Source organism: Streptomyces sp. NPDC056224 (assembly GCF_042267665.1).
Lineage (GTDB): Bacteria > Actinomycetota > Actinomycetes > Streptomycetales > Streptomycetaceae > Streptomyces.
This window is the reverse complement of record NZ_JBHJTK010000015.1, coordinates 14,536-41,490: the sequence shown is the minus strand read 5'-3', so window position 1 is coordinate 41,490 and position 26,955 is coordinate 14,536. Positions and strand designations below refer to the sequence as shown.

General features: G+C 73.8%; 26 protein-coding genes and 1 tRNA gene. 12 read left to right on the top strand and 15 right to left on the bottom strand.

The window, feature by feature from the left end; all coding sequences use genetic code 11:
* Positions 1-7: 7 nt before the first annotated feature.
* The 4 genes from ACFCZ1_RS19380 to ACFCZ1_RS19365 all read right to left on the bottom strand — a co-directional run bounded on the left by ACFCZ1_RS19380 (position 8) and on the right by ACFCZ1_RS19365 (position 4,294).
* Positions 8-790 carry a 3-keto-5-aminohexanoate cleavage protein gene (locus tag ACFCZ1_RS19380; RefSeq protein WP_376679488.1) on the bottom strand — a complete coding sequence of 261 codons (783 nt, stop codon included), beginning with the start codon at positions 788-790 and terminating at the stop codon, positions 8-10.
* The gene (locus ACFCZ1_RS19375; protein WP_376679487.1) at positions 787-1,368 is read right to left on the bottom strand and encodes a hypothetical protein; all 582 of its coding nucleotides are present in this window, start codon (positions 1,366-1,368) and stop codon (positions 787-789) included. Before ACFCZ1_RS19375 ends, ACFCZ1_RS19380 begins: the two co-directional genes overlap by 4 nt.
* Positions 1,369-1,463: 95 nt before the next feature.
* Entirely contained in the window at positions 1,464-2,765 is a 1,302-nt protein-coding gene (locus ACFCZ1_RS19370) for a serine-threonine protein kinase (protein ID WP_376679486.1), read from the bottom strand.
* A 221-nt stretch (positions 2,766-2,986) separates the two neighbouring features.
* Entirely contained in the window at positions 2,987-4,294 is a 1,308-nt protein-coding gene (locus ACFCZ1_RS19365; protein WP_376679485.1) for an exo-beta-N-acetylmuramidase NamZ domain-containing protein, read from the bottom strand.
* A gap of 99 nt (positions 4,295-4,393) precedes the next feature.
* Between ACFCZ1_RS19365 and ACFCZ1_RS19360 the strand changes: the two genes are divergently transcribed.
* The 4 genes from ACFCZ1_RS19360 to ACFCZ1_RS19345 are packed head-to-tail and all read left to right on the top strand — an operon-like array spanning position 4,394 to position 7,858.
* Positions 4,394-5,167, top strand: a complete 774-nt coding sequence (locus ACFCZ1_RS19360; protein WP_376679484.1) for an SDR family oxidoreductase — start codon at positions 4,394-4,396, stop codon at positions 5,165-5,167.
* Positions 5,152-6,948 (top strand): class I adenylate-forming enzyme family protein, encoded by a 1,797-nt coding sequence (locus ACFCZ1_RS19355; protein WP_376679483.1) that lies wholly within the window; start codon positions 5,152-5,154, stop codon positions 6,946-6,948. Before ACFCZ1_RS19360 ends, ACFCZ1_RS19355 begins: the two co-directional genes overlap by 16 nt.
* 48 nt (positions 6,949-6,996) lie before the next feature.
* Positions 6,997-7,602 (top strand): TetR/AcrR family transcriptional regulator, encoded by a 606-nt coding sequence (locus ACFCZ1_RS19350; RefSeq protein ID WP_376679482.1) that lies wholly within the window; start codon positions 6,997-6,999, stop codon positions 7,600-7,602.
* Positions 7,603-7,618: 16 nt separating this feature from the next.
* The gene (locus tag ACFCZ1_RS19345; RefSeq protein ID WP_376679481.1) at positions 7,619-7,858 is read left to right on the top strand and encodes a hypothetical protein; all 240 of its coding nucleotides are present in this window, start codon (positions 7,619-7,621) and stop codon (positions 7,856-7,858) included.
* On the opposite strand, the gene ACFCZ1_RS19340 is transcribed toward ACFCZ1_RS19345, so the two are convergent.
* The 7 genes from ACFCZ1_RS19340 to ACFCZ1_RS19310 form a co-directional block, all read right to left on the bottom strand.
* Positions 7,849-9,069, bottom strand: a complete 1,221-nt coding sequence (locus ACFCZ1_RS19340) for an acyl-CoA dehydrogenase family protein (RefSeq protein WP_376679480.1) — start codon at positions 9,067-9,069, stop codon at positions 7,849-7,851. The genes ACFCZ1_RS19345 and ACFCZ1_RS19340 overlap by 10 nt on opposite strands.
* 30 nt (positions 9,070-9,099) lie before the next feature.
* On the bottom strand, positions 9,100-10,140 hold the full coding sequence (locus ACFCZ1_RS19335) for a phosphotransferase family protein (protein ID WP_376679479.1): 1,041 nt from the start codon (positions 10,138-10,140) through the stop codon (positions 9,100-9,102).
* Between the two features lie 189 nt (positions 10,141-10,329).
* Positions 10,330-11,241 carry an MBL fold metallo-hydrolase gene (locus tag ACFCZ1_RS19330; RefSeq protein ID WP_376679478.1) on the bottom strand — a complete coding sequence of 304 codons (912 nt, stop codon included), beginning with the start codon at positions 11,239-11,241 and terminating at the stop codon, positions 10,330-10,332.
* A gap of 127 nt (positions 11,242-11,368) precedes the next feature.
* Entirely contained in the window at positions 11,369-11,665 is a 297-nt protein-coding gene (locus tag ACFCZ1_RS19325; protein ID WP_376679477.1) for a hypothetical protein, read from the bottom strand.
* Positions 11,666-11,747: 82 nt separating this feature from the next.
* The gene (locus ACFCZ1_RS19320; protein WP_376679476.1) at positions 11,748-12,065 is read right to left on the bottom strand and encodes a DUF202 domain-containing protein; all 318 of its coding nucleotides are present in this window, start codon (positions 12,063-12,065) and stop codon (positions 11,748-11,750) included.
* A complete protein-coding gene (locus tag ACFCZ1_RS19315; RefSeq protein ID WP_376679475.1) occupies positions 12,062-12,460 on the bottom strand; it encodes a YidH family protein in 399 nt (132 codons plus the stop codon). Before ACFCZ1_RS19315 ends, ACFCZ1_RS19320 begins: the two co-directional genes overlap by 4 nt.
* Positions 12,461-12,469: 9 nt before the next feature.
* The gene (locus ACFCZ1_RS19310; protein ID WP_376679474.1) at positions 12,470-12,991 is read right to left on the bottom strand and encodes an NUDIX domain-containing protein; all 522 of its coding nucleotides are present in this window, start codon (positions 12,989-12,991) and stop codon (positions 12,470-12,472) included.
* Positions 12,992-13,074: 83 nt separating this feature from the next.
* Between ACFCZ1_RS19310 and ACFCZ1_RS19305 the strand changes: the two genes are divergently transcribed.
* The 4 genes from ACFCZ1_RS19305 (at position 13,075) to ACFCZ1_RS19290 (ending at position 19,714) form a co-directional block, all read left to right on the top strand.
* Positions 13,075-14,730 carry an FAD-binding dehydrogenase gene (locus ACFCZ1_RS19305; protein WP_376679473.1) on the top strand — a complete coding sequence of 552 codons (1,656 nt, stop codon included), beginning with the start codon at positions 13,075-13,077 and terminating at the stop codon, positions 14,728-14,730.
* 755 nt (positions 14,731-15,485) lie between these two features.
* The gene (locus ACFCZ1_RS19300) at positions 15,486-16,433 is read left to right on the top strand and encodes a hypothetical protein (RefSeq protein ID WP_376679576.1); all 948 of its coding nucleotides are present in this window, start codon (positions 15,486-15,488) and stop codon (positions 16,431-16,433) included.
* A gap of 77 nt (positions 16,434-16,510) precedes the next feature.
* On the top strand, positions 16,511-18,055 hold the full coding sequence (locus ACFCZ1_RS19295; protein WP_376679472.1) for an APC family permease: 1,545 nt from the start codon (positions 16,511-16,513) through the stop codon (positions 18,053-18,055).
* A gap of 219 nt (positions 18,056-18,274) precedes the next feature.
* A complete protein-coding gene (locus tag ACFCZ1_RS19290) occupies positions 18,275-19,714 on the top strand; it encodes an amino acid permease (protein WP_376679471.1) in 1,440 nt (479 codons plus the stop codon).
* 132 nt (positions 19,715-19,846) lie between these two features.
* Here the strand turns inward: ACFCZ1_RS19290 and ACFCZ1_RS19285 are convergent.
* Positions 19,847-19,931, bottom strand: a tRNA-Leu gene (locus ACFCZ1_RS19285).
* A gap of 168 nt (positions 19,932-20,099) precedes the next feature.
* On the opposite strand from ACFCZ1_RS19285, the gene ACFCZ1_RS19280 reads away from it, so the two are divergent.
* From ACFCZ1_RS19280 to ACFCZ1_RS19270, 3 genes are all read left to right on the top strand, one after another.
* Complete coding sequence (locus ACFCZ1_RS19280; protein WP_376679470.1) at positions 20,100-21,425, top strand: M20/M25/M40 family metallo-hydrolase; 1,326 nt, start codon at positions 20,100-20,102, stop codon at positions 21,423-21,425.
* A gap of 130 nt (positions 21,426-21,555) precedes the next feature.
* On the top strand, positions 21,556-21,789 hold the full coding sequence (locus ACFCZ1_RS19275) for a chaplin (RefSeq protein WP_376679469.1): 234 nt from the start codon (positions 21,556-21,558) through the stop codon (positions 21,787-21,789).
* Positions 21,790-21,969: 180 nt separating this feature from the next.
* A complete protein-coding gene (locus ACFCZ1_RS19270; protein ID WP_376679468.1) occupies positions 21,970-22,656 on the top strand; it encodes a chaplin family protein in 687 nt (228 codons plus the stop codon).
* A 39-nt stretch (positions 22,657-22,695) separates the two neighbouring features.
* On the opposite strand, the gene ACFCZ1_RS19265 is transcribed toward ACFCZ1_RS19270, so the two are convergent.
* Positions 22,696-22,884 carry a DUF5703 family protein gene (locus tag ACFCZ1_RS19265; RefSeq protein ID WP_031146791.1) on the bottom strand — a complete coding sequence of 63 codons (189 nt, stop codon included), beginning with the start codon at positions 22,882-22,884 and terminating at the stop codon, positions 22,696-22,698.
* A 47-nt stretch (positions 22,885-22,931) separates the two neighbouring features.
* Here ACFCZ1_RS19265 and ACFCZ1_RS19260 point away from each other — a divergent pair, with 47 nt between their 5' ends.
* Positions 22,932-23,606, top strand: a complete 675-nt coding sequence (locus ACFCZ1_RS19260) for a hypothetical protein (RefSeq protein WP_376679467.1) — start codon at positions 22,932-22,934, stop codon at positions 23,604-23,606.
* An 82-nt stretch (positions 23,607-23,688) separates the two neighbouring features.
* Here the strand turns inward: ACFCZ1_RS19260 and ACFCZ1_RS19255 are convergent, their stop codons facing one another.
* Both ACFCZ1_RS19255 and ACFCZ1_RS19250 read right to left on the bottom strand, forming a co-directional pair.
* Positions 23,689-25,950: an ATP-binding domain-containing protein gene (locus ACFCZ1_RS19255; RefSeq protein ID WP_376679466.1), complete on the bottom strand. Its 2,262-nt coding sequence runs from the start codon at positions 25,948-25,950 to the stop codon at positions 23,689-23,691.
* Positions 25,947-26,930, bottom strand: a complete 984-nt coding sequence (locus tag ACFCZ1_RS19250) for an aldo/keto reductase (protein WP_376679465.1) — start codon at positions 26,928-26,930, stop codon at positions 25,947-25,949. The genes ACFCZ1_RS19255 and ACFCZ1_RS19250 overlap by 4 nt, the downstream gene beginning before the upstream one ends.
* Between the last annotated feature and the right edge of the window lie 25 nt (positions 26,931-26,955).

Sequence of the window (26,955 nt, the reverse complement as noted above, 5' to 3'; positions counted from 1 at the left end):
CCTGTCGTCAAAGTGGCGCCTGGCCCGCGACGCCACTTCGATGACAGGACCCAGGGCCCGTCCCGGCCCGGGCCTCCCGCTCCCACACCGCCCGGGCCGCCGCCACCAGTTCGGCATTCGACCGGGCCGGCCGCCCGTCCGGCAGGTGCAGTACGTCCCCCACGCCGGTCCGCCCGCCCGTACCGCACCGGGCGGCCAGCCGCAGCACCGGCCAGGCGGCGGCCTCCCGCCCGTACAGCAGCAACGGCACGAGCGGCAGCCCGCGCAGCCCGGCCACCAGGGCCGGATCGGCCGCCGCGAGCTCCACCGCGAGCCGGACCCGCCCGGGGGCGCGCACCGGCCAGGCCAGGAACCGTGCCATCGGCTCCGCCCCGGCCGGTCCGCCCAGCGGCACCACCGCCTCCACCGCGACCCCTCGTGCCAGCAGCGCCTCGGCCAGCTCCCCGGCCCCCGGTTCCGCGAAGCTCACCGCCGCCCGGTCCGGCAGCACCGACCAGGACCGGACCCGCTCCAGCCGCCCCGCCGGTCCGGGCTCGGCCGAGACGCTCGCGTCCACGCACAGCGGTACGCCGACCCCCGCGCCCCGCAGCGCCTCCAGCACCGGCCCGACCACCCGGGGCGACAGGCTCTGCCGGCCGCACGGGGTCCGCGGATGCACCAGTACCTCCCCGGCCCCGGCGGTGACCGAGGCCAGCGCCGCCTCCGCCAGGTCCTGCGGGGACATCGGCACGGCCGGGCCGTCGGCGGCGCTGCGGGCGCCGTTCAGCGACACCGCCGGCGCAGGTCTCACGCGGCCCCCGCCGTCGGAGTGTCGGCCAGCGCGGGTCTGGGCACCACGATCCCGCAGCCCCCGCACACCGGACCGTCCCAGGCCCAGGCCCCCTCCCAGGAGCCGACCGCGGCCGCGGCCGGCCACCGCAGCTCCTCCTCCCCGCAGACCGGGCACGCCGTCCCCGGCGCCGACTCCAGTGCGTTCACCAGCCGCCGCAGCACCTCGCCCAGCGCCCCCTCCGGCCGCACCCCCGGATCGGCGCACCGCACCACCGCGTCCCCGCTCCCGCCCCACGCCCACTCCGGCCGCCGCAGCCCGTGGTGCTTCTCCCGTCTGCGCCGCTCCGCGAACTGGCGCTCGTACTCCAGCCACACCGCCCGCGCGTCCTCCAGCTCCTCCAGCGCGGCGACCAGCCGCAGCGGATCCGCCCCCCGGTCCTCGGGGGCGATCCCGTGCCGGTCGCACAGGTGCCACCACGTGGCCCGGTGCCCGTAAGGGGCGAACCGCTCCAGGCAGCGGCGCAGGGAATGGCGCCGCAGAGCCCGGTCGTTGCGCGCGTCGCGCACCTGGTAAGCCAGACTCCGGAATCCCGCCATCGCACCTTCACCTCCGCCGATGTGCCCAACATGCCCGGCCGGGGCCGGGCGCATGCGGGGGCGGACGAGGCGTGCGGGTGGCACTTGGCCGGAACTCAGCGCCCCATGCGCCCCGCGGCCACCACCAGCCGGGCCAGTTCCTCGTGGCAGATGTCGCTGTGCGCCCCCGAGGGGGCGCCGCCGCGCCGTACCACCGAGCCCGCGTCCACGCTGACACAGCCCGTCGCGGGCACCCCCTCGCGCAGGGCCGCGTCGAGGGCCAGCCGGGGCGCACCCGGTACGGCCTGCACCCCGTCGTGCCCGACGGCGCCCCAGCGCTCGTCGAAACCCAGAAGTCCGGCCGAATCCCCCGCCATCCGGGAGGCCAGCGGGTAGAACACCCGCAGCGAGGTGTCGTGCGGGGAATGGCAGGCCACCACTGGTCCGTCGACCTTGCGCTGGAGGCCTCCCAGGGCCCCGCCGCGGCCCTTGTCGTGGGGCAGCCGGTCGCAGAACGCGTAGTGGGAGAAGGCCCCCTGGAGCAGGGTCAGGGACCTCACGTACCGGGCGCCGTCCGGCACGGCGCGCAGCGAGAAGGAGACCAGGCGCGCCCCGAAGCTGTGCCCGATCAGATGGACCCGAAGCTGCGGGCGCTGCCGCGCCAGCTCCGCCAGCACCGGGCCGAGGCCGCGCTCGCCGACGACTCCCGACCGCTTCTTCATCCGGTAGTACGTCGCCTGCCGCAGCAGCTCCTTGGCCCCGTTCCACAGGGTGCGCGGTACGCCGTCCGGCGCCAGGTCCCGTTCGGCCGCCGCCCCGGGCGGCGCGCCCGCCTCGGCCAGGGCGCGCGTCAGGGCCCGGCACACCTCCAGGACGTCCTCGGTGAAGAGCGCGGGCACCTCCGGCACAGCGGCCGCCGCCACCGCGTCCACCCCGGCCAGCTCCCGTACGAGGGCCCCGAACTCGATGAACGCCGACTCCGACTCCGGCCGCTCCTCCAGCAGTTCGGCCACCCGGTCGAGCTCCGCGTGCCGCCCGGGCCAGAACTCCCCGAGCGCCTGCCGGGTGCCGGGGTCCAGCGCCGTCCCGAAACCGGGCTCCGCGAGCGCGCCCGGAGGCTCGAAGTCCGGAATCGGCTCGTCGGAGAAGCGGATCGAAGGCCACACGACGCCCACGTACCCGAGCCGCACCCCCGGCCCCACCAGCCCCGGGAAAGGGGCGAAGAACCGGTCGTAGAGCCGGGTCGAGGTGGACCGGTCGCTGTTCCAGCCGTGCGCGAAGACCAGCAGGTCCGTGGCCTCCATGCGGGACACCGCGCCCTGTGCGGCCGGGTCCGCGTCCCCCTCGGAGTCGAAGGTCAGCTCCGCGTACGGCCCGACCCCGATCCCGGCTGCGCCTCGCACCGCGATGTCCGCCATGACGTCCCCCTCCACGCCGTCCCTCCGGTGGACCCAGCATCCTGCTGATCCCCCCGCCCGGCCAGACCCGTGACGTCACGGAAGCGGCGAATCCGGCCGGGCGGGTTCACCGGCACGCCGCTCACGGGCTCACCGCCTCACGGGCACGCCGCTCACCGCCTCACGGGCACGCCGCTCACCGCCTCACGGGCACGCCGCTCACCGGCACACCGGCGCGCCGCTCACCCGTAGAGCAGGTACTCCCCGCGCACCGCCTCGAACCGGGCCAGCCCCGCCGCCCAGTCACCCACGACCTCCTCCACCCCGGCCCCCGCGTCCACCAGCCCGCGCACCCGGTCCGAACCCGTCAGCTTGTCGATCCAGTGGTCCGCGCGCCAGGCGAAGCCGCTCCACGTCCGCCGGGCGGTGACCAGCAGCCCGATCCCCGCGCGGACCGGATCGAAGGCCTCCCGGTCGTGCACGATCAGCCGGACCCCGCCGCACGGCTTCCCCGCGTGCTTGGAGAACGCGGGCGTGAAGTAGGCCTCGCGGAACCACACCCCGGGCAGCTCCAGCGCGTTGGCCGCCTCGGCCCACCGCCGGTCTACGCCCTCCGCGCCCACCACCTCGAAGGGCGTGGTCGTCCCGCGCCCCTCGGACAGGTTCGTCCCTTCGAACAGGCACGTGCCGGCGTAGGCGAGGGCCGTGTCCGGGGTCGGCATGTTCGGGCTCGGCGGCACCCAGGGCAGTCCGGTCTCGCCGAAGAAGGACCCCCGCCGCCAGCCGGTCATCGCCAGCGTCCGCAGCCTGACCGGACCGCCGGCCAGGAACTCGCCGTTGAAGAGCAGGGCCAGCTCGGCCGCCGTCATCCCGTGCGCGAGCGCGATCGGCTCCCGCCCCACGAAGCTCGCGTACGACCGGTCCAGCACCGGCCCCGCGGCCCGCCGGCCGCCCACCGGATTGGGGCGGTCCAGCACGACCATCGCCTTGCCCGCGAGGGCGGCCGCGCGCATGCAGTCGTAGAGCGTCCAGATGTAGGTGTAGAAGCGCGCCCCGACGTCCTGGATGTCGAAGACGACCGTGTCGACCCCGGCCGCCGTGAACACGTCCGCGAGCCGCTGCCCGCTCTTGCCGTACGTGTCGTGGACGGGCAGGCCGGTCGCCGGATCCCGGGAGGCCCCCTCGGAGCCGCCCGCCTGCGCCGTCCCGCGGAACCCGTGCTCGGGCCCGAACACGGCGACCAGGTCCACCCGCTCGTCCGCGTGGAGCACGTCGACCAGGTGGCGGGCGTCGGCGGTGATCCCGGTGGGGTTGGTGACCACCCCGACCCGCTGCCCGGCGAGTTCGGCGTACCCGCCCGCCGCGAGCCGCTCGAAACCGGTCCGCACCCGCCCCGCGCGTGGGGCGGCCGCACCCACGGCCCCTGCAGCCCCGACGGCCCCCGCAGCCCCCGCCAGTCCCACGGCCCCCGCAGCCCCCGCCAGCCCCACGGCCCCGGCCGCCCCCACGGCCCCCGCCAGTCCCAGTACCCCGCGTCGCGACAGCGTCATCCGGCCACGCTACGAGGCCAACCCCTTCCGCCCGGACATACCGACCGGTTAGTCTGCCCGCCATCCAGTCTGCCCGGCCGGTACCCGGCCGCACGAGAGGTGATCCCCGTGAGCGAGTACCAGGACCAGCGCGTCGTCGTCACCGGCGCGGGCGGCGGCATCGGCGCCGCCCTCGCGCACCGCTTCGCGGCCGAGGGCGCCACGGTGGTGGTCAACGACCTCGACGCGGCCAAGGCCGCCGCGGTCGCGGGCGCCATCGGCGCCCGGGCGATCGCGGTGCCGGGGGACGCGTCGGCGATCGTCGCCGAGGCCCGGGACGCCCTCGGCGGCGGCATCGACGTCTACTGCGCCAACGCCGGACTCGCCTCGGGCGGCGACGCGTTCGCCGACGAGGCCGTCTGGGAGGCGGCCTGGGACACCAACGTCATGGCCCACGTCCGCGCGGCCAGGCTGCTCCTGCCCGACTGGCTGGAGCGGGGGACCGGCCGCTTCGTGTCCACCGTCTCCGCCGCCGGACTGCTGACCATGATCGGGGCGGCGCCGTACAGTGTCACCAAGCACGGTGCGCTCGCCTTCTCCGAATGGCTCTCGCTGACCTACCGCCACCGCGGTGTTCAGGTCCATGCCATCTGCCCGCAGGGGGTGCGCACCGACATGCTGACGGCCGCGGGATCGGCGGGCGACCTCGTCCTCGCGCCGACCGCGATCGAGCCGGAAGCGGTCGCTGACGCACTGTTCGACGGCATGGAGAAGGGCCGGTTCTTGATCCTCCCGCACCCCGAGGTCGCGGACTTCTACGCCGCCCGCGCCACCGAGCCGGACCGCTGGCTGAGCGGAATGAACCACATCCAGCAGAAATGGGAGACCCGGTGAGCTCCGCGTACGCCGCCATGCCCTGGCTCGGGCTGCTCAGCCCGGCCCAGCGCGCGCCCGTCGCTCCGTCGCCGACCGTGCTGCACCTCTTCCGCGAGGCCGTGGCCCGGGCCCCGGGGCGCACCGCGCTCGCCTACTTCGACGGCCGCACCGACTACGCCGGGGCCGACGCGCTGTCCGACTCCGTCGCCGGTCACCTCGCGGCGCACGGCGTCGGCCGCGGGGACCGGGTCGCCGTCATGCTGCAGAACACCCCGCACTTCGTGCTCGCCGTCCTCGCCGCCTGGAAGGCCGGGGCCGTCGTCGTCCCGCTCAACCCGATGTACAAGGCCGGCGAGGTCGGGCACATCCTGCGCGACTCCGGGGCGGTCGCGCTGGTCTGCGACGGCCGCGCGTGGACGGCGTACGTGCGCGAGGCAGCGCGCGGTACGGGCGTACGCGTCGCCCTGACGGCCCGCGACCGGGATTTCCAGACCCGCGACGACGCGCGGCTCTTCGCCCCGGCGCCCGTACCGGACCAGCGCCGGGCCCCGGATCCCGAGCCGGGCCCCGCGCCGCACCCCGCCCCGGCCGCTGCCCCGGCCTCTGCTCTGGACCTCGCGCCGCACTCCGTGCCGAACCCCGCCCCGGACTCCGTGGCCGGGCCGGCGGCCCCGGAGGCCGCCGACCTCACCACCGTGGCCCGCCGGGGCCACCCCGCGCCGGACGATCCGCACCTCACCGCCGCCGACACCGCCCTCATCAGCTACACCTCCGGCACCAGCGGCACCCCCAAGGGCGCCATGAACCCACACGGCGCGCTCACGTACAACGCCGTCCGCCAGGTCACCGCGCACCCCGTCCCCGAGGGCGCCGCCTACTTCGCCCTCGCGCCCCTCTTCCACATCACCGGCATGGTGTGCGAGCTCGCCGCCTGCTTCGCCAACGCCGGCACCCTCGTCCTCGCGCACCGCTTCGACGCCGGAGTCGTCCTCGACGCCTTCCTGGAGCACCGCCCGGCCTACACCGTGGGACCGGCCACCGCCTTCATGGCGCTGGCCGCGCACCCCGCCGTCACCCGGGACCACTTCGCCTCGTTCCAGGTGATCTCCTCCGGCGGAGCCCCGCTGCCGCCCGCGCTCGTCGAACGCCTTCGCGCCGCCTTCGGCTTCTACCTCCGCAACGGCTACGGCCTCACCGAGTGCACCGCCCCCTGCGCCTCCGTCCCCCCGCACCTCGAAGCCCCCGTCGACCCGGCCTCCGGCACCCTCTCCGTGGGACTGCCCGGCGCCGAGACCGTCGTGCGCATCCTCGACGAGGGGGGCGCCGAGGTCCCCTTCGGCGAGACCGGCGAGATAGCCGTCCGCGGCCCCCAGGTCGTGCCCGGCTACTGGGGCCTGCCCGCCGACACCGCCAAGGCGTTCCCGGACGGCGAACTGCGCACCGGGGACGTCGGGTTCATGGACGCCGGCGGCTGGCTCTACGTCGTCGACCGCAAGAAGGACATGATCAACGCTTCCGGCTTCAAGGTCTGGCCGCGCGAGGTCGAGGACGTGCTCTACACCCACCCCGCCGTCCGCGAGGCGGCCGTGGTCGGCGTCCCGGACCCCTACCGCGGGGAGAACGTGAAGGCGTACGTCAGCCTCCGCCCCGGCACCTCCGTGGAGCCGGCGGAGCTGTCCGCCCACTGCGCCTCGCGGATCGCCGCCTACAAATACCCGCGCCAGGTGGAGATCCTGCCTGTCCTTCCGAAGACCACCAGTGGCAAGATCCTGCGACGGGAACTGCGCGATCGCGGCTGAAAACAGTCGGACGGTCGTACAGGAGGAATGGGAAGGAAGGTCGGCGCCATGGCTGCCAGGACCACGGAACCCGACGGTGCGCACGAGGCCCCGGTACCGCAGCGGCTGCTGGCCGTCGCCACCCGGCTGTTCGCCGAGCGCGGCTACGACCGCACGTCCGTGCAGGAGATCGTCGAGGCGGCCGGGGTCACCAAGGGCGCGCTCTACCACTACTTCGGGTCCAAGGACGACCTGCTGCACGAGGTGTACGCACGGATGCTGCGCCTGCAGCAGCAGCGGCTCGACGCGGTGGCCGGATCCGACGCGCCCGTCGAGGAGCGCCTGCGGGCGGCCGCCGCCGACGTGGTGGTGACCACCATCGAGAACCTCGACGACGCGGCGATCTTCTTCCGGTCGATGCACCAGCTCAGCCCGGAGAAGTCCAAGCAGGTGCGGGCGGAGCGCCGGCGCTACCACGAGCGCTTCCGGGCGCTGATCGAGGAGGGGCAGCGTACGGGCGTGTTCTCCGACGCCACCCCCGCCGACCTGGTGGTGGATTACCACTTCGGGTCCGTGCACCACCTGTCCACCTGGTACCGCGCGGACGGGCCGCTCACGCCGCAGCAGGTCGCCGATCACCTGGCCGACCTGCTGCTGCGCGCACTGCGCCCCTGAGGGGCTCCGGCGTGCGGTGGCCGGTGCAGCGCTCCGCCCCGCGGACGTGGACCAGGCACCGCGGGCGGCGGATCCGGCCCGCCCAGCCGCCCGCCCGCCCGCCCGGCCGGACGACGCCGACGTCGTCGACGCGGCGGCGGGCCGAGCCCGCGCGTGCGGCCCCCGCAACGCCGTCGGCCGCCAGAGCGCCGTCGGCCGCACGCCGGGTCCGGACCCGGCGTGCGGACCCGGCGAGCGGGCCCGTCCCTACATGTAGCGCTTCAGCTCGCGGCGGGCCAGAGAGCGCTGGTGGACCTCGTCCGGACCGTCGGCCAGCCGCAGTGTCCGCGCCGCCGCCCACAGCTCGGCCAGCGGGAAGTCCTGGCTGACCCCGCCCGCGCCGTGCAGCTGCACCGCCTGGTCGAGGATCCCCACCACGGCCCGCGGGGTCGCGATCTTGATGGCCTGGATCTCGGTGTGCGCGCCCCGGTTCCCGGCCGTGTCCATCAGCCAGGCCGTCTTCAGCACCAGCAGCCGCAGCTGCTCCACCGTGACCCGGGCGTCCGCGATCCAGTTCTGCACGACCCCCTGCGCGGCCAGCGGCTTGCCGAAGGCGGTACGGTCCACCGCCCGCCGGCACATCAGCTCGATGGCCCGCTCCGCCATGCCGATCAGCCGCATGCAGTGGTGGATGCGGCCCGGGCCGAGCCGCGCCTGGGCGATGGCGAAGCCCGTGCCCTCCTCGTCGATCAGGTTCGCCGCCGGGACCCGCGCCCCGTCGAAGACGACCTCGGCATGGCCGCCGTGCTCGTGGTCCTCGTACCCGTACACCGTCATGGCCCGGCGCACCTCGACCCCGGGGGTGTCGCGCGGTACCAGGATCATCGACTGCTGGCGGCGCGGGTCGGCGCCCTCCGGATCGGTCTTGCCCATCACGATGAAGATCTTGCAGTCCGGGTTCATGGCGCCGGAGATGAACCACTTGCGCCCGGTGACGACGTACTCGGCCCCGTCCGCGGACCGCTCGATCCGGGTCTCGACGTTGGTCGCGTCCGAGGACGCCACGTCCGGCTCGGTCATCGCGAAGGCGGAGCGGATCTCCCCGGTCAGCAGCGGCTCCAGCCACTGCTTCTTGTGCTCCTCGCTGCCGAACTGAGCGAGCAGCTCCATGTTCCCGGTGTCCGGGGCCGCGCAGTTGGTCGCCGTCGGAGCCAGGTGCGGGCTGCGGCCGGTGATCTCGGCGAGCGGGGCGTACTGGAGGTTCGTCAGCCCGGCGCCGTACTCGGCATCCGGGAGGAAGAGGTTCCACAGGCCCTGGCGGCGCGCCTCGGCCTTCAGTTCACCGAAGACGGCCGGGGTGTCCCAGGGCGAGGCCAGCCGCGCGCGCTGCTCGGCGGCGACGGGTTCCGCCGGGTAGACGTACTCCTCCATGAACGCGAGCAGCCGTTCGCGGAGTTCCTCGGTCCGGGCGTCGAATGCGAAATCCATGAGTGAGGTGCCTCAGCCTTCCTGGCGGTTTTAGAACGTGTGGGGGGCCTGGAGGGTGGTCAGACCGTGTTCGATGAAGACCGGGACCAGCTCGCCGATCCGGTCGAAGCCCGCGCCGACGGTCTGCCCGAGCGTGTAGCGGTAGTGGATGCCTTCGAGGATCACCGCGAGCTTGAACCAGGCGAAGGCCGTGTACCAGGCGATCGCGCCGGTGTCCCGTCCGGAGCGAGCGGCGTACCGCTCCACCAGCTCGGCGGGAGCCGGATGCCCCGGCGCCCCGCTCGTCGTACTGACCGGAGATTCGGTCAGGCCCAGGTCCGAGCTGTACATCACGAGCAGCCCGAGATCGGTCAGCGGATCGCCCAGCGTGGACATCTCCCAGTCCAGCACCGCCCGGATCGTGTCGTCCGGCCCGCCGATCAGTACGTTGTCCAGCCTGAAGTCCCCGTGCACCACGGTCGGCGCGGGGGAGTCGGGCAGCGCCCGGCCGAGCGCGCCGTGCAGCTCGTCGATCCCGGCGAGCTCGCGGCCCCGCGAGGCCGCGAGCTGCTTGCCCCAGCGGCGCAGCTGCCGGTCGAGGAATCCCTCGGGCCTCCCGAAGTCGCCCAGCCCCACCGCCGCCGGATCCACCGCGTGCAAATCGACCAGCGTGTCCACCAGGCCCAGCACCGCCCGCCGGGTGCGCTCGGGGCCGATCGCGGCGAGCTCGCCCGCAGTGCGGTACGGCACCCCTTCCACGTACTCCATGACGTAGAACGGCGCCCCCAGTACGGCCTCGTCCTCGCACAGGAGCAGCGGCTCGGGCACCGGCACGGCCGTCCCGTGCAGGGCCGCGATCACCCGGTGCTCGCGCCGCATGTCGTGCGCGGTGGCCAGGACGTGGCCGAGCGGGGGACGGCGCACGACCCAGCGGGCGGCGCCGTCGGTGACCGCGTACGTCAGGTTCGACCGGCCCCCTTCGATGAGCCGGCCGCTCAGCGGCCCGGCCACGAGCCCGGGCCGCGCCGTGTCGAGATGGCCGCGCAGCCGCTCCAGATCGAGGCCTCGCGGATCGTCCGGGGCTGGGGTCATGGTGGGCACCTCCGTACGGGGTGGACGGTCACCGACCGACCGACCGACTGACCGACTGCTGATTGACTGCTCGAGGCCATCATGCCGACCAGTCGGTATGCCGTCCATAGGGCGGGCCGAAAGAACTCCCCCGGCCGCGCCCCGGGGGAGTGGGGCGCGGCCGGAGGGGAAGGCCCCCGGGCCCGACGGTCAGGCGTGGCAGAGGATCGGCGTCCCGCCGTTCATCACCGTCATGTCCCGCAGCACCGCCAGGATGTCCAGGGGGACGCCCTCCGGCTCCCCGGCCAGCTCCGCGTAGGCCCGGTGCAGGTTCGCCACCAGCCGCTCGCTCTCCCGCCAGGCGGCGAACTCGCCGAGATCGGCCCGCCGGGCGGTCTCCAGTGGGGGCAGCCCCTTCGCGTGGCCCTCGGCGGCCAGTTCGGCCACGTACCGCAGATAGCGCTCGGTGGCCTCGTAGGCGGACGGGTCGGTCAGGGGCCCGTGGCCGGGTACGACGGTCTGCGCGTCCATCGAGCGCAGCAGCTCCAGTGCCCGCAGCGAGCCGGCCAGCGAGCCCATCGCGAGGAACGGCGTCCCCTCGGCGAAGACCAGGTCGCCCGTGAACACGACCCCCTGCCGGGGCAGCCAGACGATCGAGTCGCCGGTGGTGTGCGCGACACCGGGGTGGATGACCCGCACCTCCGTCTCTCCGACGTGCAGCGTCATCCGGTCGCTGTACGTGAGGTCGGGCGCCGTGATGTCTATCGCGCCGAAGTCCGTCGCGGGCCAGATCATCTCCAGCTGGTGCCCGGCGGCGAGCTGCTCGGCCCGCGCGTTGTCGTGACCGAGGACCAGCGCCCCCGGGGCGAACACCCCGTTGCCGTAGGTGTGGTCTCCGTGGTGATGGGTGTTCACCACGGTGCGGGGGAGCGGCACCCCGGCCGCCACGACCGCCTCACGCAGGGCGAGGGCCCGCCGCTCGGTGGCGGCGGTGTCCACGAGCAGGGTCCTGCCGCCGTCGCTGACGAAGCCGGCGTTGTTGAGGCACCAGCCGCCGTCCGGCTGGACGTAGGCGTACACCCCTGGTGCGGGCTGGACGAGGTAAGGCTCATCGACGGTCATCTGCGCTCTCCCCGGGTCGCTTTGACGGGCGGTCGGCATCCTGCCAGCCGTCGCGGCGCCGGGGGAGGGCGGGTCCCGCTCGTGACCTCACGTCACCGACCGGATCCTCGGTCAGTGCGTCCGGGGCTCAGTGGTCGTCGTAGTGCCCGTCGTGCGCGGCGTGCCGGTGCCCGTCGTGCACGTAGTCGACGTGGTCGCCGTGCCGGACCGTTTCGTGTCCGCAGTCCGGACCGTGGGAGTGGGCGTGTCCGGCGTGGGTCGTGTGTCCGGGACTCTCGCACTCGTCCCAGTGCCCGGAGTGCTCCCGGTGCAGGTGGCCGTCGTGCGCGTAGTCGACGTGATCGCCGTGCGGGACCGCCTGGTGTCCGCAGCCGGCGCCGTGCGTGTGCTCGTGCGTGGCGTGTTCCTGATGCATGGTCGTCATGCCGCCGAGGCTAGTGCGGATCGCCCACTGTTGCCCGTTATGTCGCGATGGCGCGAGGAAGCCCGATCATCCGATCGGCAGTTCAGATGATCACGGCCACCGCGAACACCGCCAGGGCCACCGTGCACGCCACCACCGCCAGCGCCGACCGCGGACCGAGCACCCGCGGCGGCCGGGCCGCCAGCGCCCGGATCCGCCGGTGCGCCACCCACAGGAACGCCAGCCAGATCAGTGCGGTCAGCGCCGCCCCGGCCACTTCCACCGGCCTGCCGGACCCGCGGAGCACCTGCCGCAGGGCGAGCACCGCCACGACCGAGCACGCCAGCGTCGTACGCCGCCACGCGAGCCGGGTCCGCTCGGGCTGCAGCCCTGCGTCGCGGACCTCGCCGGGGGTGCTCACCGCCCCGACGTCCAGCCCAGCAGGACGACCGCCATCATCGCCACCGCGACCAGCCCGACCCCCAGGCTCAGCACCACCGGGAACCGCGACAGCGGCAGGTCCTCGCCCCGCCGCATCGCCCGCTCGCACCGTACCCAGTGGTTCACGGCCCTCAGCGCACAGGCCGCACCCACCGCGAGCAGCACCAAGGCCATCCCGACCCGCACCCCCCACCGCAGGTCCGGCAGGAACTGGTCGACGGCGAAACCGCCGCCCACCAGCGCCAGAGCGGTCCGGATCCATGCCAGGAAGGTCCGCTCGTTGGCCAGCGAGAAGCGGTAGTCGGGGGTCTCGCCCTCGTCACTCAGGCGCGACGGCGCGAACCAGAGGCGCAGGTCCTTGACGAAGTCGATCACCTGGTCAATCTACTGGCGCGCCCCCCGGAACTCCCGCAGCCTCCGGTACGCCTCCAGCCCGTCCGGCACCCACGCCCACGACCCCTCCGCGACGCGCCGGTCGAGCTCCTCCTCCGTCAGGTACGTGTGCCAGTCCACCTCCGACTCCTGCGGGGCCACCGGCAGCTCGCACCGCACCTCGTGCACGTACGACCACCAGGCTCCGGCCCGACCCTCGTACAGGAACTTGAACAGAGGCACGGGCTGCGGCAGCCCGTGGACCCCGAGCTCCTCCTCGGCCTCCCGCAGGGCGGCCTCCCCGTAGCTCTCCCCGGCGCCCAGCACCCCGCCCACGAACATGTCGTAGCGGGAGGGGAACACGAGCTTCGACGCGGTCCGCCGGTGGACGAAGATCCGCCCCCGCGCGTCCCTGGCCTGCACGAACACACAGCGGTGGATCAGCCCGCGGGCGTACACCTCGCCCCGCGCGGCCTGCCCCGTCACCCGGTCGTCCCGGTCCACCACGTCCAGCACTTCATCAGCAGCACCCATGTCATTCATCCCATCACCGCTGTTGACTGGTTACCGCTCCGTAGCCAAAGATCGCCCCACCACCGACGGAGGACGGGTATCGCATGACGTACGACGCAGACGTGATCGTGATCGGCGCCGGACTGGCCGGACTCGCGGCCACCGCCGAACTCGTCGACGCGGGCCGCAAGGTCATCCTGCTCGACCAGGAGCCCGAACAGTCCATCGGCGGCCAGGCCCACTGGTCCTTCGGCGGCATGTTCCTCGTGGACTCGCCCGAGCAGCGCCGGATGCGGATCAAGGACAATCACGCGCTCGCCCTCCAGGACTGGCTGGGCACCGCCGGATTCGACCGCGAGGAGGACACCTGGCCGCGCCGCTGGGCCGAGGCCTACGTGGACTTCGCCGCGGGCGAGAAGCGCTCCTGGCTGCACGCGCAGGGCGTCCGCTTCTTCCCGGTGGTCGGCTGGGCGGAGCGCGGTGGCTACGACGCCGGCGGCCACGGGAACTCCGTCCCCCGCTTCCACATCACCTGGGGCACCGGCCCCGGCCTGGTCGAGCCCTTCGAGCGGCGCGTCCGCGCGGGCGTGGCCCGCGGCCTGGTCCAGCTGAGGTTCCGCCACCGGGTGACCGGGCTGTCCCGGACCGCGGGCGCCGTCGACACCGTGACGGGCGAGATCCTGGAGCCCTCCGACGCCGTACGGGGCACAGCGAGCAGCCGCGAGGCCACCGGAGCCTTCTCCCTCCGGGCCCAGGCCGTGATCGTGACCAGCGGCGGCATCGGCGGCAACCACGAGCTCGTACGCCGGCAGTGGCCCGCCCGGCTCGGCACCCCGCCCGAGCGCCTGCTCTCCGGGGTCCCCGCGCACGTGGACGGGCTGATGCTCGGGATCGCGGAGGAGGCGGGCGCCAGCCACATCAACAAGGACCGGATGTGGCACTACACCGAGGGCATCGAGAACTGGGACCCGATCTGGTCCCGGCACGGCATACGCATCCTGCCCGGCCCCTCCTCCCTCTGGCTGGACGCGACCGGCAGGCGACTGCCCGTGCCGCTCTTCCCGGGCTTCGACACCCTCGGCACGCTCGACCACATCATGAAGACCGGCCACGACCACACCTGGTTCGTGCTCAACCAGCGCATCATCGGCAAGGAGTTCGCCCTCTCCGGCTCCGAGCAGAACCCGGACCTCACCGGCAAGTCGGTCCGCGACGTCATCTCCCGCGCGCGACAGGCCGTACCCGCCCCGGTCAAGGCGTTCATGGACCACGGCGTGGACTTCGTCGTGGAGCGCGACCTGTCCGCCCTGGTCCGCGGAATGAACGCCGTCACCAAGGAGGACCTGATCGACGAGGCCGCCCTGCGGGAGGTGATCACCTCCCGGGACCGCGAGATCGCCAACCCGTTCACCAAGGACCTCCAGGTCACGGCCATCCACGGTGCCCGCAAGTACCTCGGCGACAAGCTGATCCGCACGGCCGCACCGCACCGGATCCTGGACCCGAAGGCCGGTCCGCTGATCGCGGTGCGGCTGTCCATCCTGACCCGCAAGTCCCTGGGCGGCCTGGAGACCGACCTCTCCTCACGCGTCCTGACCCCGGGCGGCGAACCGCTGCCCGGGGTCTACGCGGCGGGCGAGGCGGCCGGCTTCGGCGGCGGCGGGGTCCACGGCTACCGGGCCCTGGAGGGCACCTTCCTGGGCGGCTGCGTCTTCTCGGGCCGGGCGGCGGGCCGGGCGGCGGCCCGGGCGGTCGGCTGACCGGCCCCGCCCCGCCCGGACCCGCCGCCGCCCCTGCGGTAGCGCCGCCCGGGTCGTCGTGCCTGTCCCGCCCGGAGCCCCGGTCCTCCGGCCGGGCCGGGCTTCGTCTTGTCCCCGGGCCCGCCTCGGCTGCTGCCGGTCGTGCCGCCCGGGCCGGGGCCCGGCCCTGTCCCCGGGCCCATCTGCCCCTGCGGTAGCGCTGCTCGGGCCGTCGGGCCCTGCCCTGTCCCCGGGCCCATCCGCCGCTGCGGTAGCGCTGCTCGGGCCGTCGGGTCCTGCCCTCTCCTGTCCTCGGGTCGGCCTCCGCCCTGCCCCCCGGGCCTCCGCCCTGCCCCCGGGCCTCCGCCCTGCCCCCCGGGCCTCCGCCCTGCCCCCCGGGCCTCCGCCCCGCCCCGGGCCTCCGCCCGGGCCCCCGGCGGCCCTCCCGTCACTTCGTGCGAGGCGCGCGATTCAGCCAGTGACGCGGCCCCGTCCCCCCGCCCCGGGCGCCGCGACCAGGCCGGCGCCCGTCGTCTTCGCGCCGCTCGCCGCCGCCGCCACGGCCAACTGGGCTATGGGCGATACCAGTTGAAACCCGCCACCGAGTGGACCGGACCTTGACGTGGAGCTGTGCGTACCGGTTTGCTGTGCGTGATCATCCGGTTGACCACCGGTCCCATCCCGCACCACCCGGCCGGACAACTTCCGTGCACCATGAACCTGTTCCGGCCATCGTTCGCACCGTGCCCGCCCGCGTCCTGGAGGGAAACCCGCGGATGTCCCCGCCTCCGCCGCCCCTCGGCCGCGCCCGCAAGCGCGACGCCCAGCTTTTCGACCCCGCCCTCTGCGACGCCGAACTCGTCGACGTGCGCACCCAGTTCACCCAGGGCCGGTGGTCCCGGGCCCGGTCCCTGCTCGTCGGTACCGGCGACGACTGGGACCGCCGCGGCCACCGCGTCGTGGTTCTCGCCGAGACCCCGGCGGCCACCGCCTGGGCCCGCGAATGGCTGCTCGCCGAACCCGAGAGCGCCGACGCCGCCACCCTCCTCGCCTGCGCCGCCGTCTTCACCGCCCTGCGCCGCAAGGGCACACCGGCCGCCGCCGAGGAAGCCTGCCGCCGGGCCGCCACCCTGCTCCCCGCCGACCCCACCCCCTGGCTCGGCCTGCTGCTCCTGTCCAAGGCCTTCGGCAGCGAGGAGGAGTTCAGCCGCCACTTCGACCAGGTCCGCGCGCGCCACCGCGAGCACCACCACGCCCACCACCTGATGGTCGCCGCACTGGCCGAACGCACCCCCGCCGCAGGCCAGGACCCGCTCCACGAGGTCTACGACTTCGCCGCCTGGGCCGCCGAGGAGTCCCCGGCGGACTCCCCGCTCGCCGTGCTCCCCGTCATCGCGCACGCCGAGCGCTACCGGGTGCTCGCCGCCACGCAGGGCCACACCCCCCAGAGCGCCGCCGCCCACTGGTCCGGCCGCCGGGCCCGCCAGGTGCTGCGCTCCGCCTTCGACTGGTGGCTGGAGTGGGAGCGCGAGGACCACCCCCGCAACCGCGTCGACCTGAACTTCCTCGCCCACGCCAAGCTCTGCGAGGGCCGCCCCGCCGAGGCCGCCGCCCTCTTCCACCGCATCGGCAGCCACGCCACGCGCGCCCCCTGGTCCTACCCGGACCTCGACCCGCACAAGGCCTTCCTGGCCGCGCGCAGTGCCGCGCTCGGCACGGCCTGACCCCGCACCCCCCGACGCACCCCGCACGCCCCCGACGCACGCCCCCGCCCCACCCGCATCCCCGAAAGGACGCCGCCATGCCGACGGGCAGATCCACCACGCTCCAGGACCCGGCCGAGATCCGCACGTACAAGGGCCAGGACCGCGCCCTGCGCGCGGACCGCCTCGGCACCGCCGGCCTGTTGCTGTCCGTACTCGCCGCCAGCGCGCCCCTGATGGTGGTCGCCGGCGTGATGCCCACCACCTTCGGCGTCATGGGCATCGTGGGCCAGCCGCTGCTCTTCGTCATCCTCGGCGCCGTCCTCGCGCTCTTCAGCATCGGCTACGCCGAGATGAGCCGCCACGTCCACAACGCCGGAGCCTTCTACGCCTACATCGCCCGCGGCCTCGGCCCCACCGCGGGCGCCGGCGCCTCCCTCGTCGCCCTCGTCGCGTACAGCGCCATGCAGGTCGGCGTCTACGGCATCCTCGGCTTCGAGATATCCGGCCTCTTCGCCACCTACCTGAAGATCGAACTCGCCTGGTGGATACCGGCGCTGCTCGCGGTCGCCGCCACCGGCGCCCTCGGCTGGCTCAAGATCGACCTCAACGCCAAGGTCCTCGGCGTCCTCCTCCTCATCGAGTGCGCCCTCGTCGTCGTCTTCGACGCCGCCGCCCTCGGCAAGCCCGGAGCCGAAGGCCTCTCGCTGCACGCCTTCAACCCGGAGACCCTCAGCGGCCCCGGCCTCGGCACCGCCCTCTGCTTCTGCATCGCCGCCTTCGTCGGCTTCGAGCAGTCCCCGGTGTACGCCGAAGAGACCAGCAAGCCGCACATCGTCGTCTCCCGGGTGATGTTCCTCGCCGTCGGCTTCGTCGCCCTCTTCTTCGCCCTCAGCGCCTGGGCCCTCACCGTCGCCACCGGCCCCGCCGAGGTCGTCAAGACCTCCGCCGAGGCCGGTCCCGGCCTGCTCTTCCAGCTCACCGAGGACCGGCTGGGTGCCACCTTCACCGACGTCCTGCACGTCCTGTTCGTGACCGGCATGTTCGCGGCCATGCTCAGCTTCCACAACGTGGTCGCCCGCTACGCCTTCGCGATGGGCCGCGAGGGCCTGCTCCCGGCCGCCTTCGGCCGGACCAACGCCGGCACGGGCGCCCCCGGCACCGGCTCCCTCCTCCAGACCGCCGTCTCCGCCGTCGTCGTGATCGCCTTCGCCGTCACCGACGACCTGCCCGCAGGGGACCCCACCGCCCCCGTGCTGCACCTGTTCACCTGGATGGGCAGCGTCGGCGCCCTCGGTGTGACCCTCCTCATGGCCGCCGCCTCGTTCGCCGTCATCGCGTTCTTCGTCCGCCGCGGCACCGCCGGGGCACAGGTGTGGCGGCTCGTCGCGGCCGGCGCCGCAGGTCTCGCGCTCCTCGCCATCGCCGTCTACACCGTCAAGGACTTCGGCGTCCTGGTCGGCGCCGAGAAGGGCTCCGCGCTCAGCTGGGCGCTGCCCGGCATCATCGGCGCGGCCGTCGTGGGCGGCCTGCTCTACGGGGCGGTGCTGCGCCGCCGCCGCCCCGAGGTGCACGCCCGCATCGGCCTGGGCAACGAGGCCTTCCGCCTCGACCAGGTGGCGGAGGCCACCATCGCCGACTGAGCCGGAAACCTGGCTTTCCAGCGTTCACGAAGCCCTCGACACCCCTTTCCAAGGTCGTCGGGGGCTTCGGTGCGTGCAGGTCCATTTTGGCGGGTGGCGGACCCCCATGGTCTCCTGGGGCGATCAAAACGGCCGAACCGCTGCACAGGGGACACCATCCGGCTTCCCTGCGCACGGTCCCGGCCTGCCTGTCCGACCCCCACGAAGGCGAAGTCGTAGATGAGTGACCGCACCTTGGCCGAGGCTCCCGCCCCGGCGTCCTCCCGCCATGTCGACGCCGGTGACGAGGGCTACAGCAAGGACCTCAAGTCCCGCCACATCAACATGATCGCGATCGGCGGGGCGATAGGCACCGGCCTGTTCCTCGGCGCCGGCGGCCGCCTCGCCGGAGCCGGCCCCTCGCTCGCCATCGCCTACGCGGTGTGCGGAGTCTTCGCCTTCTTCGTCGTCCGGGCCCTCGGTGAGCTGGTGCTCTACCGCCCTTCCTCCGGAGCCTTCGTCTCCTACGCCCGCGAGTTCATGGGCGAGAAGGGCGCCTACACGGCCGGCTGGCTGTACTTCCTGAACTGGTCCACGACCACCGTCGCCGACATCACGGCCGCCGCGACCTACGCCCACTTCTGGTCGATGTTCACCGACGTCCCCCAGTGGGTCCTCGCCTTCATCGCCCTCGCCGTCGTCCTCACCGCGAACCTGATCTCGGTGAAGTACTTCGGCGAGATGGAGTTCTGGTTCTCCCTGGTCAAGGTCACCGCCCTGGTGATCTTCCTGATCGTCGGCATCTGGCTCGTCGCCACCAGCCACGAGATCGGCGGCCACACCCCGGGCCTGGCCTCCATCACCGACAACGGCGGCATCTTCCCCTCCGGCGTCCTGCCGATGCTCCTGGTGATCCAGGGCGTGGTCTTCGCGTACGCCTCCGTCGAGCTCTGCGGCGTCGCCGCCGGCGAGACGGAGAACCCCGAGAAGATCATGCCGAAGGCCATCAACTCGATCATGTGGCGCGTGGGCCTCTTCTACGTCGGCTCCGTGGTCCTGCTCGCGCTGCTGCTCCCGTACACCGAGTACAGCTCCGACCAGAGCCCCTTCGTCACCGTCTTCGACAAGCTCGGCGTCCCCGGCGCCGCGGGCGTCATGAACCTGGTCGTGCTGACCGCGGCCCTCTCCAGTCTGAACTCCGGCCTCTACTCCACCGGCCGGATCCTGCGCTCGATGGCCATCTCCGGTTCCGCGCCGAAGTTCACCGCCCGGATGAACAAGGGCAAGGTCCCCTACGGCGGGGTCCTGTTCACCGCCGCCTTCGGCGTCGCCGGTGTCGTCCTGAACTACTTCATGGAGGAGGAGGCCTTCGAGCTCGTCCTCAACTTCGCCTCCCTCGGCATCCTGGGCACCTGGGCGATGGTCATGATCTGCTCGCTGTTCTTCTGGAGCCGCGCGAAGCAGGGCCGGGTGGAACGCCCCGCCTACCGCCTGCCCTGGGCCCCGTACACCCAGATCGTCACGCTGGTCTTCCTCGTCGCGGTGCTGGTCCTGATGTGGTGCGACGGCGGTGTGGGCCGCACCACGGTCATGTTCGTCCCGGTCATCGGCGCCGCCCTGGTCGGCGGCTGGTTCCTGGTCCGCCGCCGCGTGGCCGCGCTCACCGCGGCCCGCAACTGACCTTCCCGCCGTCCGCCCGGCCACGGGGCCCCGCCGCACGCGGGGCCCCGTCGCCGTTCCCGCACGCGTCAGCCGTCCCGCACACGGGCGGGCAACGAAAAAGGACCCCGCCGAAGCGGGGTCCTTCTCTTGTGTCCGAGGGGGGACTTGAACCCCCACGCCCGATAAAGGGCACTAGCACCTCAAGCTAGCGCGTCTGCCATTCCGCCACCCGGACAAGGTGTCTGTCTCGCGTCCCTCGCGGGCCGTTCCGACGTGGAAAACATTACCAAACATTCCGGGGTCCTCGATCACACCCCCGGGTGGCCGGGGATCTCCCTTGGGGAGAACGCCCCGGAGCGGGAGGATGGGGGCAGTTCGGTACCGATCAGTGGGAGGAAGCAGCGTGAGCGAGTCGAGCGCGGGCAGGACCGTTTCCGGCGAGGACGAGGTCGTCGACCTCTGCCGGGACCTCATCCGGATCGACACCAGCAACTACGGAGACCACTCGGGCCCCGGCGAACGCAAGGCGGCCGAGTGGGTGGCCGAGAAGCTCGCGGAGGTCGGGCTGGAGCCGAAGATCTTCGAGTCGCACAAGGGACGCGCCTCGACGGTGGCGCGGATCGAGGGCGAGGACCCCTCGCTGCCCGCGCTGCTGATCCACGGGCACACCGACGTGGTTCCGGCCAACGCCGCCGACTGGACCTACGACCCGTTCGCGGGCGAGATCGCCGACGGCTGCGTCTGGGGCCGGGGCGCCGTCGACATGAAGGACATGGACGCGATGACGCTGGCGGTCGTGCGCGACCGGATGCGCAGCGGACGCAAGCCCCCGCGCGACATCGTGCTGGCCTTCCTCGCCGACGAGGAGGCCGGCGGTCTGTACGGGGCGCGGTACCTCGTCGACAAGCACCCGGAGCTCTTCGAGGGCGTCACCGAGGCCATCGGCGAGGTCGGCGGCTTCTCCTTCACGGTGAACGAGAACCTTCGGCTCTACCTCGTGGAGACCGCCCAGAAGGGCATGCACTGGATGCGGCTCACGGTGGAGGGCACCGCGGGACACGGCTCCATGACCAACAACGACAACGCCATCACGGAGCTCTGCGAGGCCGTGGGGCGCCTCGGCCGCCACCAGTGGCCCGTGCGCGTCACCAAGACCGTACGGAGCTTCCTGGACGAGCTCTCGGACGCGCTCGGCACCCCGCTGGACCCGGACAACATGGACGCCACCCTGGCCAAGCTCGGCGGCATCGCCAAGATGGTCGGCGCGACGCTGCGCAACTCCGCCGCCCCGACGATGCTCGGCGCCGGCTACAAGGTCAACGTCATCCCCGGCCAGGCGACCGCCCACGTCGACGGCCGCTTCCTGCCCGGCTACGAGGACGAGTTCTTCGCCGACCTCGACCGCATCCTCGGCCCCCGGGTCAAGCGGGAGGACGTACACGGGGACAAGGCCCTGGAGACGGACTTCGACGGCCGCCTGGTCGACGCGATGCAGGGCGCCCTGAAGGCCGAGGACCCGATCGCGCGGGCGGTCCCGTACATGCTCTCGGGCGGTACGGACGCGAAGTCCTTCGACGACCTCGGCATCCGCTGCTTCGGCTTCGCGCCGCTGCAGCTGCCGCCCGAGCTGGACTTCGCCGGGATGTTCCACGGCGTGGACGAGCGGGTGCCGGTCGACGGGCTGAAGTTCGGCGTGCGCGTCCTCGACCGATTCATCGACAACGCCTGAGATTCGCAGAGGTGTGCGCAAACCACTGAGAAGAGTGAATGCACTCATACGCTCGTAGCCCTGGTGATCCTTCCTCGTTACAGGTGGTGCGGTCCGCGGCTGGGACCGCACTTGCCTACTAGGAGGAACAATGATCAAGAAGGTTGTCGCCGCTGCGGCTGCTACCGGTGGCCTGGTTCTCGCGGGCGCGGGCCTGGCCCACGCCGACGCCGGTGCCCAGGGTGCGGCCATCGGCTCGCCCGGTGTCCTGTCGGGCAACGTGCTCCAGGTCCCCGTTCACATCCCGGTGAACGTGTGCGGTAACACGGTCAACGTCATCGGCCTGCTGAACCCGGCCTTCGGCAACACCTGCGTCAACGCCTGACGCGTCTGAAGTCTTGGGCCCCGGAGCGCATTCCAGCGCTCCGGGGCCGCTGGCCTTTTTTCGGCCCGATCGATCATCTTCGGCGCATCCGGCAGGGGAGCCGGAGTACCGACGCACACACCAGGGGACGAGTTCACAATGCGACGACCGGTACAGGTCACAAGGAAGACCCTGATCACGATGGCGGCCGCGGGGGGTGTCCTCGCGATGGGCGGGGGGTACGCGCACGCGGACTCCGGAGCCTCCGGCCAGGCCGCGAATTCCCCGGGCTTGCTGTCCGGGAACAACGTCCAGGCTCCCGTGGACGCGCCGGTGAACGTCTGCGGCAACACCATCGACGTCATCGGCCTGCTGAACCCGGCTTTCGGGAACCGCTGTTCCAACGGTCCCGACCACGCCGGCCAGCCGGGTACGCCCGACCACCACGGCAACCCGGGCACCCCGGGTCACCACGGCAACCCCGGCACCCCGGGTCAGCACGGGAACCCGGGCACTCCGGGTCAGCACGGGAACCCGGGCACCCCGGGTCAGCACGGGAACCCGGGCACCCCGGGTCACCCCGGACACCCGGGAGGCGGCGACGACGAGCCGTGCGACGACCACCCGGACAACCCGGGCACCCCGGGCCTGCCCGGTGGTCACACGCCGGGCAAGCCCGCCACCCCGCGCACGGAAACCAGCCCGGGCTCGGGCTCCGTCACGCCTGCCACGCACCCCGCCCAGGGGTCCGTCGCCCCCGGACCGTCGGGGCCGGCCGTTCTCGCCGCCACCGGCGGCGGTGACGTCCTGACCGCGGGCCTCCCGCTCGCCGGCGGCCTCCTGCTGGGCGGCGTCGTGCTCTACCGGCGCGCCCGCAACGCCGCCTGACGGCTGCTCACGGCGCGGGCCCCTGTCCCGGGGCCCGCGTCACCAGGTCGCGCGGACCTGGCGGATGATCCGGCGACGCAGTCGCACACGGCGGCTGCCGTCCCGGTGCAGGGTCAGCCGGTCGAGTTCCCAGTTCCCGTACTCGGCATGATCGGTCAGCAGGCGGGTCGCCTCCTTGCGGGGGACGCCGCGGGGCACGTACACGTCGACGAATTCGTATTCCGGCATCGCATCTATTGTGCGGGCAGAGCCCTGCTACGGATAGCGTCTGCTCTATGTCTGATGCCGCTCTGCCCACTGTTGCCGAGGTACGCGCCGCCGCCGAGGCGGTCAAGGCCGCGCTCGACCGCCACCACGCCGCGGTCGAGCGCAGGTCCGGGGACGAGGACCCGGACGTCTACGCCGCCTTCAACGAACTCGCCGCCGCGGCCGAGGAGTACGACGAACTCCTCTACGACCGCTACGACGAGGTCACCCCCTTCGAGATCCCCACCCCCGAGGACGGCGTCCCGTACACCGGTCCCGCCGAGCCCGCCGCCTTCAGCGTGCTCATCCGCCGCGACTACGCCGTGGTCGAGCCGCCGCGGCTGATCGCCCAGGCCGAGCGGGTCGCCGCGCACGACCGGGACGCCGAACTCGTCGACGACGGTGGCACCGCCGGTGCGCTGGGCGTGCTCTTCGGGGAGTACGAGCCCGACGAGATCGCCTCCCGCTACAAGGAGTTCGGACTGGAGGAGGGCGACTCCACCCTGTGGATCGCCGCCTCGGAGGAAGTCGCGGAACCGGGGGAGTGGCTCAATTCGCCCTTCGGGCACACCGATCCGGAGGACGTGCTGCACCGGTTCGACGTCAGCACCGTATTCGACGAGGACGCCGACGAGTTCGACGACGGTGAGGACGAGGGCGAGGACGCGGGCGAGACCACGGAGCCCGGGCTGACCAGGGCCTGATCCCTGACCCTGCTCCCTGCTCCCTGACCCCTGACCCGACGCGTGGTCCCCGCCCCCGCCGGGGCGGGGACCACGCGTCCGTTCACTCCGGCCGTGCGCCCGCCGTGGCCAGGGCGGACAGCAGCCCCGTCAGCCGGGTCGTGCGCGGCTTCGGCAGGACCTCCGCCACCGCGCGCGGCAGCGCCTGGTCCACGCCGTGCACCACGGACAGGTGCCGCTCGGCCCGCCCGAACGCGGTGTACACCCAGTCCCGGGAGAGGGCCTGCGCCGCGTCACCCGGCAGTACGACGACCACCGCGGGCCAGCGCGCGCCCACCGCCTGGTGCGCGGTGACCGCCCAGCCGTGCCGCACCCGGGACTCCACCAGCTCCTTCGGTACGACCACCCGCTCGCCCGCGCGGTCCAGGTGCAGGCCCTGCGCGTCGGCCGACACCACCCGGGCCGGCAGGGCCCGCCCGGGCGAGGGCACGTGGACCACCCGGTCCCCGGGGTCGAAGCCGCCGAACCGGCCCGGACCGGGGTTCAGCCGCTCCTTGAGGGCGGCGTTCAGCGCCCGGGTACCCGCCGAGCCGCCGTGGCCCGGGGTGATCACCTGCACGCTGTCAGCCGGGATCCCGAAGGCCCGCGGCACCGATTCGGCCACCAGCTGTACGGCACGGTGCACGGCCTCCCCGGCGTCCTGCACCGGGACGATGACGACCTCCTTGCCGGGCGCCTCGACCTGATTCAGTTCCCCGATGCCGATTCCCGAGACCAGCTCGCCCAGGGGGCCCGGGTCCGGGATCCGGGAGACCACCTGGGGACAGGTACGAGCCGCCAGCAGATCGGCGAACACCCGACCGGCCCCGGCGGAGCCGAGCACCGCGGGATCCCCGGAGAGCACGAGCCGGGCGCCGTCCGGGACGCACTCCACCAGCGCGGCGGCGGCCTCCACATCCAGCTGCGGCGCGTCCAGCACGATGAGCAGGTCCAGCGCGAACTGCCCGTCGGCGTCCCGGCCGGGCCCTTCCGCCCCGGTGAGCAGCCCGGCCACGGTGACGCCCTCGGCGGAGGGGACGTGCGCGGCCAGGCAGGCGCGCAGGCCGGACTCCCGGGCGGCGGCGAGCAGGGCGAGCGGTTCGGCGCGGGCGGCCTCGCCGCCGGTGTGGGCGACCAGGCCGTGGCCCGCGACCGCGCGGATCAGCTCGGCGCCCGGGCCGGTGGCGGCCGTCTCCCAGTCGGCCGGGGCGTCGAAGGTACTGGCGATCCGGGCCAGGCCGTCGGCCAGGCTCTCCTCGGCCATCGCCGCGCCCTCGAGCCCCACGAGGATCCGTACGGGCTGCTCGCCGTCCTCGCCGTTCTCGCCGGCCGATGGGCCGAGGGGCTCGTGGAAGACCAGCACCGAGCCCTCGGCGATGGCCTGTTCCAGGGCCTCGGCGGGCTCCGGTACGCCGTACTGGGCGAGCGCCTTCTCCAGGACCGGCGCCTCCAGCGCCGTGTGCCCCTTGAGTCCGGCCTGGACCAGCAGCCAGCCCACCAGGGCGGCCGTGCGGCGCTCGTCGCCCGGACCGGTCTCGGGGCCCAGCAGGGCCCGTGCGAACCCGTCCGCCTGGGCCGGGCGGACGGCGGGGACCGACAGCAGCAGCCAGGGGTTCCCGGCGAGCCGGCCGGTGGCGTCGTCGCCGAGCGCGGCCGCGGCCGGGGCGGCGAGCGCCTCGGGCGCGCCGCCGCGGGCCAGGACGGCCCGTACCCCGTCGACGGTGTCGGCGGCCGGGGCGGCGGCCGGGGCCTCCGCCGTTCTGCGGGGCGGCGCGGGCGGCGCGGGGGCCGCCTTGCGCGGCGCGGCCGGGGCTTCGTCGAAGTACACGGCGGGGGGCTTCGCCCCGCTCTCCACGGCCCGAACGGCGGCGAGCAGGTCCGCGGCCTTCCCGCTGAGCTTCGCCCCGGCCTCGACGGGCCCTTCCCGCTCGGCCTTGCGCCGGGCGATCCGCTCCCGCTCGATCTTCTGCGCGGCCAGCTCGGCCTGCGCCTCGCTGAGCCCGGCCCCGGCGCCCGCCTCCGCAGCCTGCTCCCCGGCCTGCTCCGCAGCCTGCTCCCCGGCTTCGCCGCCGCCCTCCGGCGCATCAGCCGCGGCCTGCCCGCCGTCCTCCGGGGTTTCGCCCCCCGGGGTTTCGTCCTCCCCGGCTTCGTTCTCCCGGGTTTCGTTCTCCCGGGTGTGGCCCGGCTCGGCCTCGCCGTCGGAGGCGGCCTGCGGCCCGGCCGTCGGGGCTTCGCCCGAGCCGGTACCGGGCGCGCCGTCGGCGGCGGGCTGCGGCTCGGCCGGTTCCTCCGAGGTGGCGTGCTCGGCTTGGCGGTCCGTACTCACAGCGTGCTCCAGTCCTGATCGGGGTAGCGGTGGACGGGCGCCGAAACGTCGTCCAGTGCGCGGCAGATCTCCTCCGGAAGCCTAAGGGCCTCCACCGACAGAGCCGCCGCGAGCTGCGCCGACGTCCGCGCACCGACGATCGGCGCGACCACCCCCGGCCGGTCCCGGATCCACGCCAGGGCCACCTGGAGCGGGGTCACCGCCAGCCCCTGGGCCGCCGTCACCACCGCGTCCACGATGCGGCCCGCGGCTTCGTCCAGGTACGGGTCCACCAGGGCGGCCAGGGTCGGAGAGGCGCCCCGGGAGTCCGTGGGGGTGCCTGCCCGGTACTTGCCCGTCAGGACCCCGCGCCCCAACGGGGAGGAGGGGAGGAGCCCGACGCCCAGGTCCAGCGCGGCCGGCAGCACCTCCCGTTCCACGCCCCGCTGGAGCAGCGAGTACTCCATCTGGGTCGAGGCCAGCCGGGTCCGCACGCCCGGGACCGCCAGCTGCCAGGTGGCCGCCTTCGCCAACTGCCAGCCGCTGAAGCCGGCCACGCCGGCGTACCGGGCGCGGCCGCTGCTCACGGCGAGGTCCAGCGCCTGCAGGGTCTCCTCCAGCGGGGTCGCCGGGTCGAAGGCGTGGACCTGCCAGAGGTCGACGTAGTCGGTGCCCAGCCGGTCCAGCGAGGCGTCGAGCGCGGCCAGCAGGTGCCCGCGCGAGCCGTCGAAGCGCCGGTCCGGATCCGGCACGCTGCCCGCCTTGGTCGCGATCACCAGGTCGCGGCGTGGGACCAGGCCGCCCACCAGCTGCCCGAGGAGGTACTCCGCCTCCCCGCCGCCGTACACGTCGGCCGTGTCGACGAGCGTGCCGCCCGCTTCCCAGAACGTCTTCACCTGCTCGGCGGCGGCTTCCTCGCCGGTGTCGCGGCCCCAGGTCAGGGTGCCGAGGCCGATCCGGGAAACGCGCAGTCCGGTGCGGCCGAGATGCCTCTGCTCCATGAGCGCTGAGACTACTGGGGCGCTG

Coding starts and splice junctions, on each gene's coding strand:
- ACFCZ1_RS19305 (WP_376679473.1), top strand. CDS start 13,075: ATGACGTACGACGCAGACGTGATCGTGATCGGCGCCGGACTGGCCGGA.
- ACFCZ1_RS19310 (WP_376679474.1), bottom strand. CDS start 12,991: ATGGGTGCTGCTGATGAAGTGCTGGACGTGGTGGACCGGGACGACCGG.
- ACFCZ1_RS19350 (WP_376679482.1), top strand. CDS start 6,997: ATGGCTGCCAGGACCACGGAACCCGACGGTGCGCACGAGGCCCCGGTA.
- ACFCZ1_RS19250 (WP_376679465.1), bottom strand. CDS start 26,930: ATGGAGCAGAGGCATCTCGGCCGCACCGGACTGCGCGTTTCCCGGATC.
- ACFCZ1_RS19270 (WP_376679468.1), top strand. CDS start 21,970: ATGGCGGCCGCGGGGGGTGTCCTCGCGATGGGCGGGGGGTACGCGCAC.
- ACFCZ1_RS19365 (WP_376679485.1), bottom strand. CDS start 4,294: ATGACGCTGTCGCGACGCGGGGTACTGGGACTGGCGGGGGCCGTGGGG.
- ACFCZ1_RS19375 (WP_376679487.1), bottom strand. CDS start 1,368: ATGGCGGGATTCCGGAGTCTGGCTTACCAGGTGCGCGACGCGCGCAAC.
- ACFCZ1_RS19295 (WP_376679472.1), top strand. CDS start 16,511: ATGCCGACGGGCAGATCCACCACGCTCCAGGACCCGGCCGAGATCCGC.
- ACFCZ1_RS19275 (WP_376679469.1), top strand. CDS start 21,556: ATGATCAAGAAGGTTGTCGCCGCTGCGGCTGCTACCGGTGGCCTGGTT.
- ACFCZ1_RS19290 (WP_376679471.1), top strand. CDS start 18,275: ATGAGTGACCGCACCTTGGCCGAGGCTCCCGCCCCGGCGTCCTCCCGC.
- ACFCZ1_RS19330 (WP_376679478.1), bottom strand. CDS start 11,241: ATGACCGTCGATGAGCCTTACCTCGTCCAGCCCGCACCAGGGGTGTAC.
- ACFCZ1_RS19355 (WP_376679483.1), top strand. CDS start 5,152: ATGGGAGACCCGGTGAGCTCCGCGTACGCCGCCATGCCCTGGCTCGGG.
- ACFCZ1_RS19325 (WP_376679477.1), bottom strand. CDS start 11,665: ATGACGACCATGCATCAGGAACACGCCACGCACGAGCACACGCACGGC.
- ACFCZ1_RS19340 (WP_376679480.1), bottom strand. CDS start 9,069: ATGGATTTCGCATTCGACGCCCGGACCGAGGAACTCCGCGAACGGCTG.
- ACFCZ1_RS19335 (WP_376679479.1), bottom strand. CDS start 10,140: ATGACCCCAGCCCCGGACGATCCGCGAGGCCTCGATCTGGAGCGGCTG.
- ACFCZ1_RS19370 (WP_376679486.1), bottom strand. CDS start 2,765: ATGGCGGACATCGCGGTGCGAGGCGCAGCCGGGATCGGGGTCGGGCCG.
- ACFCZ1_RS19300 (WP_376679576.1), top strand. CDS start 15,486: ATGTCCCCGCCTCCGCCGCCCCTCGGCCGCGCCCGCAAGCGCGACGCC.
- ACFCZ1_RS19260 (WP_376679467.1), top strand. CDS start 22,932: ATGTCTGATGCCGCTCTGCCCACTGTTGCCGAGGTACGCGCCGCCGCC.
- ACFCZ1_RS19265 (WP_031146791.1), bottom strand. CDS start 22,884: ATGCCGGAATACGAATTCGTCGACGTGTACGTGCCCCGCGGCGTCCCC.